Annotated in this window: 13 protein-coding genes; 11 read left to right on the top strand and 2 right to left on the bottom strand. The window is 65.1% G+C overall.

All coding sequences use genetic code 11. The features are described 5' to 3' along the window. Positions 1–260: 260 nt before the first annotated feature. A complete protein-coding gene (locus BLQ58_RS29540; RefSeq protein ID WP_254776039.1) occupies positions 261–575 on the bottom strand; it encodes a glutathione S-transferase C-terminal domain-containing protein in 315 nt (104 codons plus the stop codon). A gap of 18 nt (positions 576–593) precedes the next feature. Then, on the bottom strand, positions 594–782 hold the full coding sequence (locus BLQ58_RS29535; RefSeq protein ID WP_302847657.1) for a glutathione S-transferase N-terminal domain-containing protein: 189 nt from the start codon (positions 780–782) through the stop codon (positions 594–596). Positions 783–1217: 435 nt separating this feature from the next. On the opposite strand from BLQ58_RS29535, the gene BLQ58_RS21195 reads away from it, so the two are divergent. From BLQ58_RS21195 to BLQ58_RS21145, 11 genes are all read left to right on the top strand, one after another. Further along, positions 1218–2156 carry an intradiol ring-cleavage dioxygenase gene (locus BLQ58_RS21195; RefSeq protein WP_092601815.1) on the top strand — a complete coding sequence of 313 codons (939 nt, stop codon included), beginning with the start codon at positions 1218–1220 and terminating at the stop codon, positions 2154–2156. A gap of 54 nt (positions 2157–2210) precedes the next feature. Beyond that, positions 2211–2960, top strand: a complete 750-nt coding sequence (locus BLQ58_RS21190; protein ID WP_092601813.1) for an SDR family NAD(P)-dependent oxidoreductase — start codon at positions 2211–2213, stop codon at positions 2958–2960. A gap of 37 nt (positions 2961–2997) precedes the next feature. Then, complete coding sequence (locus tag BLQ58_RS21185) at positions 2998–3882, top strand: beta-keto acid cleavage family enzyme (RefSeq protein WP_092601811.1); 885 nt, start codon at positions 2998–3000, stop codon at positions 3880–3882. Between the two features lie 54 nt (positions 3883–3936). Then, positions 3937–4914, top strand: a complete 978-nt coding sequence (locus tag BLQ58_RS21180) for a quinone oxidoreductase family protein (protein WP_092601809.1) — start codon at positions 3937–3939, stop codon at positions 4912–4914. Next, on the top strand, positions 4911–5261 hold the full coding sequence (locus BLQ58_RS21175; protein ID WP_092601807.1) for a cupin domain-containing protein: 351 nt from the start codon (positions 4911–4913) through the stop codon (positions 5259–5261). The genes BLQ58_RS21180 and BLQ58_RS21175 overlap by 4 nt, the downstream gene beginning before the upstream one ends. 90 nt (positions 5262–5351) lie before the next feature. Beyond that, positions 5352–6452, top strand: a complete 1101-nt coding sequence (locus tag BLQ58_RS21170) for a porin (RefSeq protein WP_175459965.1) — start codon at positions 5352–5354, stop codon at positions 6450–6452. 33 nt (positions 6453–6485) lie between these two features. Then, positions 6486–7484 carry a tripartite tricarboxylate transporter substrate binding protein gene (locus BLQ58_RS21165; protein ID WP_092601803.1) on the top strand — a complete coding sequence of 333 codons (999 nt, stop codon included), beginning with the start codon at positions 6486–6488 and terminating at the stop codon, positions 7482–7484. A 65-nt stretch (positions 7485–7549) separates the two neighbouring features. Next, positions 7550–8587, top strand: coding sequence for a LacI family DNA-binding transcriptional regulator (locus BLQ58_RS21160; protein WP_092602024.1), 1038 nt, complete (start codon positions 7550–7552; stop codon positions 8585–8587). 823 nt (positions 8588–9410) lie between these two features. Next, positions 9411–12623, top strand: a complete 3213-nt coding sequence (locus tag BLQ58_RS21155) for a beta strand repeat-containing protein (RefSeq protein WP_175459963.1) — start codon at positions 9411–9413, stop codon at positions 12621–12623. A gap of 257 nt (positions 12624–12880) precedes the next feature. Further along, positions 12881–13858, top strand: coding sequence for a DNA-binding protein (locus BLQ58_RS21150; RefSeq protein WP_049815844.1), 978 nt, complete (start codon positions 12881–12883; stop codon positions 13856–13858). Continuing rightward, complete coding sequence (locus tag BLQ58_RS21145; protein WP_029050934.1) at positions 13855–15342, top strand: tyrosine-type recombinase/integrase; 1488 nt, start codon at positions 13855–13857, stop codon at positions 15340–15342. The genes BLQ58_RS21150 and BLQ58_RS21145 overlap by 4 nt, the downstream gene beginning before the upstream one ends. Positions 15343–15767 lie beyond the last annotated feature (425 nt).

Below are 15767 nucleotides of genomic sequence, written 5' to 3'. Positions count from 1 at the left end.
GATCTGGCCATCGGCTTCGAGCGTCGATGCCAATGGACCGCCCCAGGCCGCGCACAGTTGGTGCGGGTGTTCGATGAGAAAGACTCGTTTGCCTGCATGCGACATCAAATAGGTGCAGTCCGTGTGGACTTGGTGCCACCGGCTAATCGAAGCGGGTCGAGATCGTGGTTCGCCGACTCATCGGGGCCGGCGTAGACAGATTCGCGATTGGACCGTTCAGAAAACAGATGGTGATCTTTTTGTTCACGTACTAACCTTTTTTAGCCTTCATGGGGGCGGGTAGCCTGCATGGCGGGCAGCGTTTGGAACTCCTCGTTCCAGCGTGCGGCATTGCGATGTCGGGAGCGCCATTCGAGTTCGGGAGACCGAAAGTCCAGGTATCCCAGCGCGCAGCCGATCGTGATCTCGCTGATGGTGGGCTGATGTACCACTAGGTCTGATGCGATGCTGTCGATGGCATCGGGGCAGGCGCAGACTTTTATGAGTAGTGCTTCGCGCCAAGTGCGCCACTGGACCTCTTCGGGGGCGCGCTGTTCTTTCGTAACGCGCGAGGAGCGCGGCGTCGAGGAGCCCATCGCCGGGCGCTTTGCGGCTCAAGGCAGTCCATCTGGCAGGACCTGCGGGGGAAAGAAGTGGGGCGCCCGCCCGCGGCTCGCCAGGTATTCGCAAATGACCCGGCTGTCGTACAGGGCTTGGCCATCCTCAAGGATTAGCGTCGGGACTTTGGCCAGCGGATTGTGGGCCGCGATGCGAGGATCGCGCCGCCAGCACCGGCCCGGCAGCCGCTGCGGGCCCGACAGGATCTGGCCTGGAAACGTCCAATGGATCGGCTTCAGCCCAGGATGCCGCGGGTGGCAATTGTCGCCTACCTCGATGCCAAGATATGCCCCACCAGCCCGGCAACCGCAGCGGGCCCGACAGGAGTCCGAGAGCTGAGAGTGACAAGCATTGAACGCTCACCCACGCTCGCGTCCCACGTCGGGTTGCCCCCATCGGCCTGGACGTCCACGCTTAATAGCACATGCTCCGCCTGGTCGCCGAAATCCTGCCGAGACGTCGATCAGCACTAGGGATTGTCCGGATGCTCCCGTAAGTGTTTGATTCCATGAATTTGTCATCCTGAATCGGATGCCTCGCAACTTGCTACTGCGATTGTTCCCCTTGCCATCGAACCGAATTCGACCATAATGCAAACGTTTGCATAAACGGGAGACGGTATGGAGACACATCACCTCGCTACGAAGGCAGAGTCCTTGCGTGCGGTTGCGCTAATCGAGGGTGAGGATTCCGTGACAAAGGTCGTTCTGGAGGCTATGGCAGGGACAGAAGACCCGCGTCTGCGTAGAGCGATGGCCGCGTTGGTATCGCATTTGCACGCCTTTTTGCGCGAGGTTCGGCCCTCCGACGAGGAGTTCGAACGAGCGCTCGCATTCGTTGCCGCATTGGGCCAGGCCACTCATGCGACAAACAATGAGGTAGTGCTGGCCGCCGATGTGCTCGGCTTGTCGACGCTGGTTACCGCCATTAACAACAGCACCCAGGATGGTCGTACCCCCGGTGCATTGCTGGGACCCTTTTATCGTGCCAATGCCCCGCGCTACGACTGCGGCGACTGCGTTGTCCAGGACAATCCTCCCGGCTTACCGCTGTTCGTCAGCGGTAAGGTGCGCGCGACGGATGGCTCGACGCTGGCTGGAGCGATGGTGGAGGTCTGGCAAGCCTCGCCTGTCGGCCTTTATGACAACCAGGATCCCCAGCAGCCCGACCGCAACTTGCGGGGCGTGTTTCATACGGACGCCAGCGGAAACTATCATTTCCGGACTGTCCGCCCGGCAGGCTACCCGGTTCCTACCGATGGGCCAGTCGGCACACTGCTTGCCGCCCAGAAGCGCCATCCATATCGCCCCGCGCATATCCATTTCATCGTCGCTGCACCTGGGTACCGCACCCTAGTGACACAGGTCTTCGCCGACGACTCCGACATCCTGGAAACCGACGTTACGTTCGGCGTCCATCGCCAGTTGGTCGGCGCCTTCCGTCTGGTGGAAAAAGGCTTGAGTCCTTGGGGAGGGCTGACGGCCCCGTTCTACACGCTGCAGTTCGACTTTACGCTCGAACCGGGCGAGCAGACGTTTCCCACACCTCCCATTGATTGAATCATCCCACCAACTCACAAATGGGGCCTTCTCGGCCACTCACTACCCCAAACTATGACTATTAACAATCTCTCTGCCAAGGTTGCCGTCATCATCGGAGGAACCGGCGGCATTGGCTTTGCTGCTGGCCGCGCGCTGGCCAACGTGGGCGCCAGCGTCGTGCTGTCCGGGCGTGACGCAGAACGCACGGCAAAGACGGTCGAAGACCTGCCGGCTGGCAATCATATGGCCGCGCGCGCCGAAGTGGCCGATAGCGCCTCGCTGCAGGCACTGGCCGCCGATGTGCTGCACCACTACGGCCGCGTGGACATCCTCGTCAACACGTCGGGCTTCACGCGCGCCATTCCCCACGCCGATCTCGATGCGCTCGACGATGCCCTGATCGACGAATTGTTCGCCGTCAACTGGCGTGGCCAGTTCGCTGCAATCCGGGCCTTCTCGTCGGCATTGCGGGCCGGCGGCGAAGGGCTGGTCGTCAACGTCGGGTCGATTGCGGGCCGCACGGGGCAGGGCAGCAATGTGGCCTACTGCGCCGCCAAGGCCGGCCTCGACGTGATGGCGATGTCGCTGGGCCGGGCGCTGGCCCCCGAGATCCGCGTGCTCAATGTGTCGCCGGGCGTGGTCGACACGGGCTTCGTGCCGGGTCGCGACAGCACCTTCAACGAACGTGCCGCCAAGACCACGCCGCTGCGCCGCATCGGGCATGCGGAGGACGTGGCGGACGCCATCGTCGCGTGCGCCACGTCGCTGCGGTTTGCCACCGGCACCACCATCGTGGTCGATGGCGGACGCCAGCTCGGCTGATCCTTTTCCTTACGCGCTTTCCTTTTCCCAACCATCCATGCACGCCAGAAAGACCATCATCACCTGCGCGGTGACCGGCAATATCGTCACCCCCGAACAGCACCCCGGGTTGCCCGTGACACCAGCACAGATTGCCGATGCCGCGCTGGAAGCGGCTGAAGCCGGTGCCGCTGCCGCACACATCCACGTACGTGATCCACAGACGGGGCGGCCGTCGATGGAACTCGACTACTACGCCGATGTCATCGACCGTATCCGCGCCCGCAATCGCAGCCTGATCATCAACCTTACCACCGGGCCGGGTGGGCGCTTCGTGCCCGACGAGAACGAGCCGCGGGTGGCCGCGCTCGGCACCACCCTGCTGCATCCGCTCAAGCGGGTGGCGCATATTGCTGCCTTGCGGCCGGACGTCTGCTCGCTGGACCTCAACACCATGAATTCGGGTGCGGACGTGGTCATCAACACGCCCGCGAACGTGCGCAAGATGGCTGAGGTGATCCGCAGCGCGGGTGTCATGCCAGAACTGGAGATTTTCGACTCCGGAGACCTGAACATGGCGCTCGACTTCATGCGCGACGGCGTGCTGGACGGCCCCGGCCTCTGGACCTTCGTGCTGGGCGTGAAGTACGGCTTTGCCGCCACGCCGGAGACGATCTTCTATGCCCGCAACATGCTGCCGACCGGCGCGCAATGGTCTGCGTTCGGTATCGGGCGCGCGGAATTCCCAATCGTCGCGCAGGCGTGGCTGGCGGGCGGCCACGTGCGCGTCGGTCTGGAAGACAACATCTATCTGGAAAAGGGCGTGCTGGCACCAAGCAACGCCGCGCTGGTGGCCAAGGCACGCGACATCGTCAAGTCGCTGGGCGGCGAAATCGCGTCCGCGTCCGACGCCCGTGCGCAGCTTGGCCTGCGTGAAGCCTGAAGCCTGAGGCCTGAGCCCTTCCGCATTCAATTTTCTATTGTCACGATATTCATCATGAATACCATTCAGGTTCATCAGAAAGCCCCGACCATCGACGCGCTGGAACTATCGCTGATTGGCATGCCACGTCCGGAGGCCGGCGTCGGCCAGTGCATTGTTGAAGTGGCCAGCGCGGGGGTGAATCCCAGCGACGTGAAAGCTACGCTTGGCCTGATGCCGCACGCCGTGTGGCCGCGCACGCCGGGCCGCGACTATGCCGGCGTGGTCGTCGACGGGCCGAGCCAATGGCTCGGGCAACAGGTTTGGGGCAGTGGCGGCGAGCTCGGTATCCGTCGCGATGGCACGCATGGCAAGTACTTGCGCATCGGTGTGGAGGCAGTTCGCGCCAAGCCGCAAGCGGTGTCGCTGATCGAAGCCGGCGCGGTGGGCGTGCCCTTCATCACGGCTTATGAGGGCCTGCGGCGTGCGGGCATGCCCAAGGCGGGCGATGTGGTGCTGGTGGGCGGCGGCAACGGCAAGGTAGGGCAGGCGACGATCCAGATTGCCACCGCGCTGGGCGCGCGCGTCTTCGCCGTGGAGCGCGGACCGGAACCGTATCGCGGCCACGCCAGCGGGCCGGTGCGCATGATCGATGCCAGCCGCGAAACCATGTCCACGGTGGTTCGGGACGAGACCGGCGGCCATGGCGCCGATATCGTCTATAACACCGTGGGCAGCCCGTATTTCGAGCAGGCCAACCTGGCCATGGCCATCGGCGCCACGCAGATCTTCATCTCGACCATCGAGAAGCCGGTGCCGTTCGACATCTTTGCGTTCTACCGGGGCCAGCACACCTACGTGGGCGTCGACACCCTGGCGATGGACAGCCAGGCCTGTGCCGCGATCCTGGATGCGCTCGCGCCGATGTTTGCCGCCGGCCAGCTCAAGCCGTTCCCTGTGTTGCCGGGCTATACGTACACGCTGGCCAACGCCAAGGACGCCTACCGCGCAGTGCTGCAGGGCGCAACCGAACGCGTGGTGCTGACGCCGTGAATACGACTCGATTCGACCAGGCGCCGGCATACTACCCGGCCAACCACGAGGGCATGCACTGCCTGCGCCTCCAAGGGCACGAGGCGGGTCCTTCCGAAGCCCTGTGGATGGGCGTCTCGGTGATCCTACCAGGCGGTCACACGTCGCTGGACGCGTCACTCGTCGAAAAGCACTACGTCGTGCTGCAGGGTGAGGTCTGCATCCGGACCCCGTCGGAGAGCGTCACCCTGCGGCGCTTCGATTCCGTCCGGCTGGCGCCCGGAGAAGCCCGCCAAGTCAGTAATCCATCAAATCTTCCGGCCATGCTGCTGCTGGCCATGCCGTATCCACCGCCCGCGGCACCGTAATTTTTGATCCAGTTTTGCAAACGTTTGCAAATCATCCATAACAACGAGGAGGAGACCCCCACAATGCGAAAGACCTTCAGGCGACACCGCATGGTCCCGCCGGCCCTGGTACTGGTGTCCGCCGGCATAACTGCCGGGACGCCCGCCCCGGCAATGGCCGAAGATGGCGTGACGATCTACGGACGGCTCAACACGGCTTTCGAATATTCGCGCGCCAGCACGGCCACCGATGGCACCAGGCTTGGCAGCACGGCGCGGGTGACTAACAACCGGTCGGTGTTCGGTTTTCGGGGAGAAGAGGGCTTGGGTGGCTCGCTCAAGGCCGTCTGGCAGATCGAAAGCAACGTTTCGCTGGATACCGGGCAGGGGCAGATCGCCGGCCGCAATTCGCGGGTCGGCCTCCAGGGAGACTACGGCCTGGTGTTCATGGGGCACTGGCAGACGCCCTATACCGAATCGACGGCGGGCTACGACCCTTACTACCCGACCACTGCCGGCTACATGGCGCTGATCGGCAACGGGTCGACGTCCAGCTCGGACAACGTGCAGGACACAAGTTCCTTCGACCGCCGCCAGAAGAACATCGTGCAGTACCGCTCGCCGCAGTTCTGGGGTGCCAGCCTGTGGCTGGGCTGGGGGCTGCCGGAGGAGAAAAACGCCGTTCCGCGCAACCCCGCGCTTTATTCGGCAGCGCTGGTTTACGACCAGGGGCCGCTCAGTGCAACGTTCGCCTACGAAATGCACCAGCACTATCAAGCTGCCGGGCGCAACGACAACGCGCTGAAGGTGGCACTGGCTTACCAGTTACTTCCCGGCACCCGTCTGGCGGCGGTCTACGAACACCTGCACTACCGTACCGACACGGGGGACCTGCAGCGCAACGGCTACTACGCGTCGCTGGTGCAGAAGCTAGGGCCGGGCAGCGTGCGTGTGGGCGTTGCGTTCGCGCCCAACGGCACTGGATCGTCCACGGACACTATCGGCTTCTTCCGGAGCGGCCCGGAAACCGGCGCCACGCAGTTCACCGTGGGGTACGACTACCCCCTGTCCAAGCGCACGGCGCTTTACGCGTACTACAGCCGTATCAACAACAAGAAGAACGCGATCTACGACTTTGCCATCAACGAGCTTGGCGTCAGCGCCGGTGCCGATCCGCAAACCTTTGCGCTCGGCATGCGGCATTTTTTCTGACGCTGGCCCGGACATTGTTGCGAGGAGACCATCATGATTCGACAGTTTTTCAGCCCCGTTGCCTTTCGCCCCATTGCCGCACTGGCGCTCGCAGTGGCTGCCGCCATGCCGATGCAGACGAGCGCCCAATCGCAGTTTCCGACCAAGCCGATCCGCCTAGTCGTGCCGTTTTCCGCTGGTAGCGCCACCGATATCCTGGCGCGCATCATCGGCGCCAAGATGGGCGAGTCCGGCCCATGGCAGGTCGTGGTCGATAACCGGCCGGGCGCAGGCGGCACGCTGGGTGCCACCACGGTGGCAAAGGCTGTACCTGATGGCTATACGCTTGTCCTGGTGTCGGTGGGGCATGCCATCAATGCCACCTTATACCCGAAGCTGAGCTATGACACGCTGAAGGACTTTGCCCCGGTATCGCTGGTGGCTTCGGTACCGAACGTGCTGGTGGTCAATGCTGCCAGTCCGTACAAGTCGGTGCGCGACATCGTTGCGGCGGCCAAGGCCAGGCCAGGCGCCTTGAACTTCGATTCTGCCGGGTCGGGCAGTTCCACGCACCTGAGCGGCGAGATGTTCAAGATGCAGGCAAAGATCGACATTGTGCATATCCCGTACAAGGGAACTGGCGAGGCCTTGACTGATGTGATGGCCGGGCGCGGCGACATGATGTTTGCGCCAAGCGTGTCGGCGATGCCGTTTGTCAGGCAAGGCAAGCTCCGCGCACTGGCCGTGACGACGGCCAAGCGCGCCGGTGTGCTGCCCGATATCCCCACCGTGGCGGAATCGGGGCTGCCTGATTACGCCTTCGACTCGTGGTTCGGCGTGCTGGCGCCGGCGTCGACCCCAAAGGAGATCGTCAACGCCCTCAATGCCGAAATTGGCAAGGCGCTAGCCGCTCCCGACGTGCGGGAGCGGCTGGCCGCGCAGGGTGCGGAGCCACGGGCCAGCACCCCGCAGGAATTTGCCAACTATATCCAGGCCGAGGTCGTCAAGCTGGCTCCGGTGGTCAGGCAATCCGGGGTGCGCGCGGGAGAGTGACGTAAGCCTGCCGGCAGACGCTAGAATGGCGCATCTCAATGATCCAGCCTGGCGTCCGCCGTTCCATGTCCGATAGAAAGCGCGTGACTATCAAAGACCTTGCCGCAGAGGTGGATGTGCATTACTCCACGGTGTCGCGGGTGATGAATCCCGCGACGCGTCACCTCGTCGGAGAAGAGGTGGCGGCGCGCATCCTCAAGTTGGCCGAGGCGCGCGGCTTCCGCCCGAACCGCATCGCCGCGGGACTGCGCACGCAGCGCTCGGGGATGGTTGGCGTGATTCTGCCCGATATCGCCAATCCGGTGTTTCCGCCCATCCTGGCGGGCATCGAGTCGGTGCTGGCCCGGATGGGCTATGTGCCGATCGTGGTAAATGCCGGCATCGAGCGCAAGCGGCAGCGCTTTGTGGTCGACCAGTTGTTGGCCCGCCAGGTGGAGGGCCTGATCCTGGCAACCGCTGAGCGCGATGACCCTTTGCTTGAATACTGCGTGAAGATGGGCATCCCCGTGGTCATGGTGAATCGTGGCGAACACACGGGCCGCGCCTCGTGCGTGGTCAGCGACAGTGCGCTCGCAATGGCGTTGACGGTCGACCATCTGGTCTCTCTAGGCCATCGCTGCATTGGGCACATCGCTGGCCCGGCCAGTACTTCCACCGGCGAGTCGCGCCGCGAGGGTTTCCTGCGAGCTGTCAAGCACCATCGACTCCGGCGCAGCGAATATGGTGTGGTTGAGGCCGAAAGCTATGCGCGCGAAGCGGGCCGAAAGGCTTGCGCTCAGTTGTTCGATTCGCTGCCGGGCTTGACCGCTATCGCCGCTGGAAATGACCTCGTTGCTATGGGTTGCTACGACTACCTTCGAGAGCAGGGAATCCGCTGTCCGGACGACGTATCGATCGTCGGCCACAACGACATGCCTTTCGTCGATGCGCTGACGCCACCACTCACCACAGTCCGTATTCCAGTGCATGACATGGGTGAGCAGGCGGCAGAATTGCTACTTCGGCGGATCGCCAGACCGCTGACGGCCAGTGTCGTGATCGAACTGCGTCCAGAACTTGTGGTGCGGGGGTCTACAAAAGCACCTCGGGCGGCCGCAAGCTAACTACTAGCAACGCTAACTTTCTGCATTTGAACTTGAGCTACCCATTGAGTCTTTCGAGTCACTGATGCGTAAGGTTCGAAGTTTGGTCATCTTTCGACTTTCGGCACGTGTTTCTAGGGATGCGTGTGTCGCAATTCCGGGGCAGCTTGCGCAGATCGACTACGCGGGATACCAAGCCGACTTCATCCCTGCAACTGACAAAACGGAAATTGGGCGGGCTTCCATCTGTGAAGAAGGCGGCGCCAATACCCCTGCTGCTCTGGTGTAATGCAGGCTCTGAGGGACGCCAGCCAGATGCGTCGCCAATGGGCAGTCAAGATGAAAGCCGGGCGGATCGGTCGCGATGAACTCCATCAATTCGGTGCAACCCTTCCACGAAGCCGACTATTGCCCAAACGCTTGCTCAGACGGGCCGTCTGCAAGCCACGTTAAGTCGCGATAGGTCGTGCACTGTTACGCGTCTCGATGGCGTTGGCGACCGGGGCAATGCCGCCTTGGCGTGTAGGCAAGCCGATCCTGCTTCGAGGCACCTGTCGAAATCGTTTCGTCTCCCTTGGCCGGCGCGCTGCTTGGTCCTCTTCTTTGGCGGTCGGTGTTTTGCCCTTCTCTGGTGGGGTTTGCGATGTCTGGCATGCAAGGATGCCCCTCGCCTGCCGATATATGACGTTCAGCGCGAAAGTCTTGCGCGGGAACGACCAGGACGAGGGAAATGTTGCGGAGTACGGGTGGGTGGGTGAGGTGGGGAGATTGCCACCGGGTTGTCGTGCGGCTGCTGCTTGTGCTGATCGCGCAATGGCTGGTCGGGATGTCTGGGGCGCATGCCATGTCCGCCGCTTGCAGCACGCTGAATGGGCTGGGGGCTACAACATCCTACACCCAGCGCTTCCAGGCCAGCGCATTCCAGGCGGGCGAGAGCGTGTCTGTATCGTTCTCCGACAATGGCGCAGGCATCGGCGGTTCACCTGTTACTGCTGACGTGGTGATTCTCGGGCAATACAGCACGGTGTCACAGTACCGCTACTCCAGCGATACCGGGACAGTCGGGAGTCATGTCGGCAGCGTCGATTCCTCGTTCCTAACGAGCAACGGGCTGTACTTGCGGATCAACGCCACAAGTTACCTGAGCCCGGTCATCGTCAGCTGCTCTGGCGCGGCCCTGTCCAGCGATGCCACGCTGTCGGGCCTGTCGCTGTCCGCGGGCACGCTGGCACCGGGATTTGCCCCGGGCACGACTAGTTACAACGTGTCTGTCGCCAACAGTGTGTCGTCCATCGCGCTGACACCAACGGCGGCCAGTGCCGGCGCCAGTCTGACGGTCAACGGGACAGCGGCAACCTCTGGTGCAACCACGACGATACCGCTGGCCGTCGGCACGAACCTGCTGAACGTAGTCGTGACCGCACAAGACGGCAGCACCCAGACCTACCAGATCAATGTGGCCCGCGCTAGCGCGCCGCCGACAGCGGGGGCTGTCTCGGTATCGGTAGCGGCCAATAGCGGCGACAGTTCCATCCCGCTATCGATCACGGGCGGCGCCGCGACAGCCGTGGCGATTTCCACCCCACCGGCTCACGGCACGGCCACGGCGTCGGGCACGACCATCCTGTACCGGCCCAATGCAGGCTATGTTGGGTCTGATGCGTTGGCGTATACCGCGTCGAACGGAACGGGTACGTCCGCGCCGGCGGCGATCTCGGTCACGGTCAATCCACCTGCGGTCTCATACGCGCCGGTATCGCCGCCTGGTGCCAGCGTCGGCGCGCCTTACAGCCAAAGCGTGGCGTCCGCCGGGGGCGGCACCGCGCCTTACAACTATGCGCTGGCTTCGGGCGCGCTGCCCCCGGGCATCGCGTTGACTTCGGCGGGCACGTTGTCCGGCACGCCCACCGGCGCTGGCAACTACTCGTTCAGCGTGGTGGCGACAGATAGCAGCACTGGAAACGGGCCGGTGAGCACGACTAGCGGTGTCTTGACACTAACCGTGGCTGCGCCAACGATGGGGCTCAACCCCGGTGGCTCCACCTTCAACGCTGTGCCGGGCCAACCATTCAGCCAGACATTTGGCGCCTCGGGCGGCACCGGTCCGTATCGGTATGCGCTGAGCGTCCAGTCCGGCGTCATGCCCACGGGCATGGCCTTCAATGCTGCGACGGGCACGCTGTCCGGAACCCCGACAGGCGCGGGATCGGTCACGTTCTCGGTCACGGCCACCGACAGCTCCACCGGTACGGGCGGCCCATTCTCGGTCACTTCGACCTACACGCTAACCGTGGCGATCCCGACTGTGACGATCGGGCCGGCGACGCCGTCCAGCGCAACCGCGGGACTGGCCTATAGCCAGACGTTTACCGCCAGCGGCGGCGCCAGCCCATACCAGTTCGTCATCACGGCCGGGGCGCTGCCAGCAGGGCTGTCGCTGAGTGCAGCCGGCGCTCTCAACGGAACGCCGAGGGCCGTGGGCACCTTCGCCTTGACCGTCATGGCAACCGACACCAACGGCTACACGGGCAGTCGCGCTATCAACCTGAATGTGGCGGGGCCCACCATCGGCCTGGGGCCGGCGACGGTATCCGGCGCGGCCGTGGGTGCGCCTTATAGCCAGGCATTCACGGCGACGGGCGGCAATGCGCCGTACACGTTCTCGGTCGTCGCCGGCGCGCTGCCATCGGGTCTGACGCTGGCCTCGGGCGGCACGCTTTCCGGAACGCCAACGGTGGGCGGCACCTATAATTTCTCGGTCCAGGTGCAGGACAGCACCACTGGCGGCACGTTCACGACGACGCGACCCTACACGATGACGGTGGGCGCGGCGACGCTGACAGTGTCTCCACCCACGCTGGCCGCGGGGACGGTGGGCGCCGACTACGCCCAGTCGCTCAGCACGGCCGGGGGTACCCCCGGCTATACGTATGCCGTGACGGCAGGCGCGTTACCGCCTGGCATCACATTGTCGGGCACGGGTCTGCTGAGCGGTCGGCCGACTGCGGGCGGCACGTTCAGCTTCACCGTGACTTCCACTGACAGCAGCAGCGGAAGCGGACCATTTTCGGGCTTGCAAGCCTATACGATGACCGTCACGGCGCCGACCCTCGTGGTGGCACCGGCCACGCTGCCCACGCCCACGGTCGGTATGCCGTACAGCCAGACGTTGACGGCGAGCGGTGGCATGGCGCCTTATACGTTCTCGGTGACGGGCACATTGCCGGCGGGCCTCGCGCTGTCGTCCACGGGCGTGCTGTCCGGCACGCCGACGACAGGAGGCAGCTACAACTTCACGGTGCGCGCCACGGACTCCAGCAGCGGGGCGGGCCCGTATAGCGCCAGCCGGTCGTACTTGATCACGCTGGGAGCGCCCACGTTGGCGTTGAGCCCGGCATCGCTGCCGGCGCCGACTGTGGGTACTGTATACAGTCAGACCGTGACCGCGAGCGGCGGGGTGGCGCCATATACGTACGCGGTCACCGCCGGGGCGCTGCCGGCCGGGCTGACACTTGACGCTACCACCGGTGCAATTCGTGGCACACCTACGACATCGGGCGCCCACACGTTCTCGATCCGCGCGACCGATAGCAGCACGGGCGCGGGGGCGCCCTACAGCGTCGCGCGTACCTTCACGCTGAGCACGCTCCAGGCCATCCCAACCGCGCCCCCGGTGGTCGTTGGCACCAGGGCGAATGCGCCGGTGACGATCCATGCCGCTGGCAGTGCCGCAAACGGACCCTTTACCGGCGTCACCATCGTTACACCGCCGGCCAGCGGATCAACGGCGGTGCAAGGGCTCGATATCGTCTATACGCCAGCGCTGACGTCGTCGGGCGCCATCACGTTCGCCTACGCGCTGCAGAACGTGGCCGGCCAGTCGGCGCCCATCGTGGTGACGGTCAACGTCGATGCGGTGCCGGTGCCGGTGGCTTCGGCGCAGGCCAGTGTGTCATCAGGCAAGGACGCGACGGTCAACGTCACCGAGAACGCCAGCGGCGGTCCGTTCAGGGGCCCCCTTGATTCCCGAGCAATTTACCGGGGTAGCCACCCCTAGCATCCGTGCGGGTTTCCGGGCCGCGCTCGCGTGATACCCCAGTCAAATCAGTCACTTGCTGACTGTCCTTTTCGTCCCCTCTCTTGAACCCTGATTGTCCCTAGGCCCGGATGGCGCGTCGGCGAGCCCGAGCGATGCCCTGTTTTGGCAAGATAATTGGATTTATCTGTCTTTCCTTTTTTGTATCGCGTAAAAATGCCTATCCTAACGTTAGGATCGTGCGTAAGATAAGGTCACATTTACGTCCAGCCGCCACCATGCCCCGCCTTGCCGCCACGCCCGACCAGATCCGCGCCACCGTGCTGGCCATGCTGACCGAGGCCGGCGACGCGGCGCCGCCCACGGCCGCACGCTTTCGCCGGGTGGTGTCGGTGCGTAAGCTGCGCGACCGCCTTGGCGGCGGTGACCCGGCGACGCTGTCGCGCACGCTCAACGCGATCGAGGCCGAAGTCGTGCGCGCGGGCCTGGCCGACCTGGCGCTGCCCGAGATCCCTCTCGAGATTGCTGAAGCCATGCGCGCGCTGTGGCAGGCCGCCGTCGCGGTGCAGTTGGACGACGTGGTGCGCCTTCGGCGTGAGGCGCAGCAGACCGCCGAGGCCGCGCAAACGGCGCGCGCGGAGGCCGACATGCGGGTCGAACTGCTACGCCAGGAACTCAGTGAGGTCCGCGGGCAGCTTGCCGCGCGCGACACCGCATTGGCCGAAGCCTGTGCCGACCAAGCTGCGGCCAATGCGCGGGCCGACGAGCAGGCCGCACGCCGTAGCGAATTCGAGAAGACGCTGGCGACCCTGCAGGAACGCGTCATGACGGACGAGCGTGCCCACGCCGAGGCGGTCGCGACCGTCCAGACGCGCTACGAGGCGTTGTCGAAGCAGCTCCTGCAGGAAACCGCCCATCAGCGCGACGCGGTGCGCGCCGAGCGCGCGCAACTGGCCTCGCAACTCAAATTCGCCGAGCGACGCATCGCCGCGCTCGAGGAGGAACGCGCCCGACTCGACACCGAGCTGGCCAGCGAGCGCGCCGCGCGCCAGACCGCCGTCGGCGAGGCCAGCGCTCTCAAGGCCGTCACCGCCAGCCAGCGCGCCCAGCTCGACGACCTGCTACGCGCGACCCTGGCCGCCGCACCGTCCGCCGCCAAGGTCGCGCGCGCGCCGCGGTCGACCGGCAAGCCGGCCGGTAAGCCCGACCACAAGCCCGGCACCAATCCCGGCACCAAGCGCCGCGACAAGTCATGAATCCGGCCGACTGGATCGATACCGGTGCGGTGCCGCCGCGCCCCCTGCCGGCAACGGTCGACGCGGCGCTCGCTTACCTCGCCGAGGCGCTTGGCCATCCGGTCTACGCGCACTGGACCCTGACACGCCTCAAGCGCCGCTACGGATCGCTGGCCGAGGCCAAGGCCGCGCAGCCGGCGGTGCTTACCCTGCTGCTGGCTCACGACGGGGCCGTCGAGTACTGGGAGCGCGGACGCCTGCGCACCGCCCCGGCGGACCAGGCGCCCAGCCCGGATACGGTCCTCGCCCGGCTGCTGCACGTGCACCGCCGCCGCTTCCGGCTCGCTGGCGCGCCCGGGAACACAGAAACGGCGCCCGCCGGCCTGGCGGAAGCTGGGGTGGAAGTTCTCCCGTGGATGGGCCCGCACGGTCAGGCTGACTACCCTTGGCTCGCGCGCGCCGGGCGCTTCGCACAGCCGCAGACCGCCGCCAACACGCTGGGTGCCGTCGACGACGCGCAGGCACTGGCGCTCTTTCTGCGCGACCGGACCGGCCGATCGCGCCATACGCTGCGCGCTTATGGCGCCGAGCTACGTCGCCTGATGCGCTGGTGTGGCACGCACGGGCTTGGGCCGTTGTCGGACCTGACGCGCCGGCAACTGCTCGCCTACCGGCACACGTTGCAGCACGGCGAACCCGGCACAGAGGCCGCCTCGCCACCGTTGTCAGAAGCGACCTGCACGCGCGCACTCGCCGTGGTGGCCAGTCTCTACGGCTACTGGTACGCGACCGGCTACCTGCATGCCAACCCGGCCGCGGGCCTGTCCTCCGGCAGCCGCGCGCGGACCGGTTTCGCACCGACGCGGCTGATCCCGCCCGCGCTGCTGGACGCTTGCGATGCCTGGCTTGAGGCGAACCGTGCCGACGATGCGTTGCCGATGCTGCGGCGGCGGGCGATCTGGGCGCTGTATCGCTATGCCGGCGTGCGTCTGGCGGAACTGGCGTGGTCGGATGAGACTGCGCTGCCGCGGCTGGAGGCCGAGGCGCCCGGGCGGTGGACCCTCTATGTCTGCGGCAAGGGACGCAAGGTGCGGGCCATTCCGTTGCCGACGTCGTGCGTGGTGGTGCTGCGGGCCTACCGGCACGCCCGCGGTCTGCCGCCCGAGCCGCCGGCGCATGAGACGCTGCCCGTGATCCACGGCAGCAAGGGGGAAGCGTTGCAGCAGGCCGGCCTCTATCGGGAGATCAAGGCGATCTTTGCGGCGGTGGCCGAGGGCCTGGAGGCGCGCGAGCCGGCACAGGCGTTGCTGCTGCGCGCCGCGTCGCCGCACTGGCTACGCCATGCGTATGCCCGCACGCTGGTGGTCGATCACCAGGTACCGTTGCCAGTCGCCCAGGCGCTGCTTGGCCACGCCTCCGTACAGACCACAGCGGCCTATGCCAGGACCGATCTGACACAGTTGCGGGCCTTCGTCGATGCCACGTTTAAAGACAATGTGTCATAGCGATTCGCGACGACGGGCGGCCGCGAGACACCTTGTCGACCCAGGCCAGATGGCTCAGCCTCCCTTCCGGTCATCCAGTTAGAGCGGCCCCACTGGCTGCTGCGATAGTGAGCGGGCATCCGACGGTGATGATCTCGCACGTGACGCTACGTTTTCGCCATGTCATGGCGTCCAGTATTTTGCGCCGACTTGTGTGAACTATGCCTGCGTTGCAAGGCAGACCGACGCGTTATCTGGTCAGGCTTACTTGCGATTCTTCCCGGACCTGCGACGTCTCTTGCGCAAGCGAGCAACGTGTGTGGATGCGTGCTGGCGGCGAGTGCCATGGTGGCGCCTGAGATACCACGCGAACCAGCAGATCGTACAGAATGTAAGCGCCAGGGCGACCAGAATCGCCGAAACAACGTCAGATGGAAGGTAAAGTG

The organism is Ralstonia sp. 25mfcol4.1, assembly GCF_900104095.1.
Classification (GTDB): Bacteria; Pseudomonadota; Gammaproteobacteria; order Burkholderiales; family Burkholderiaceae; genus Cupriavidus.
The sequence above is the reverse complement of the archived record's forward strand: the minus strand, read 5'-3'. Positions and strand labels throughout refer to the sequence as shown.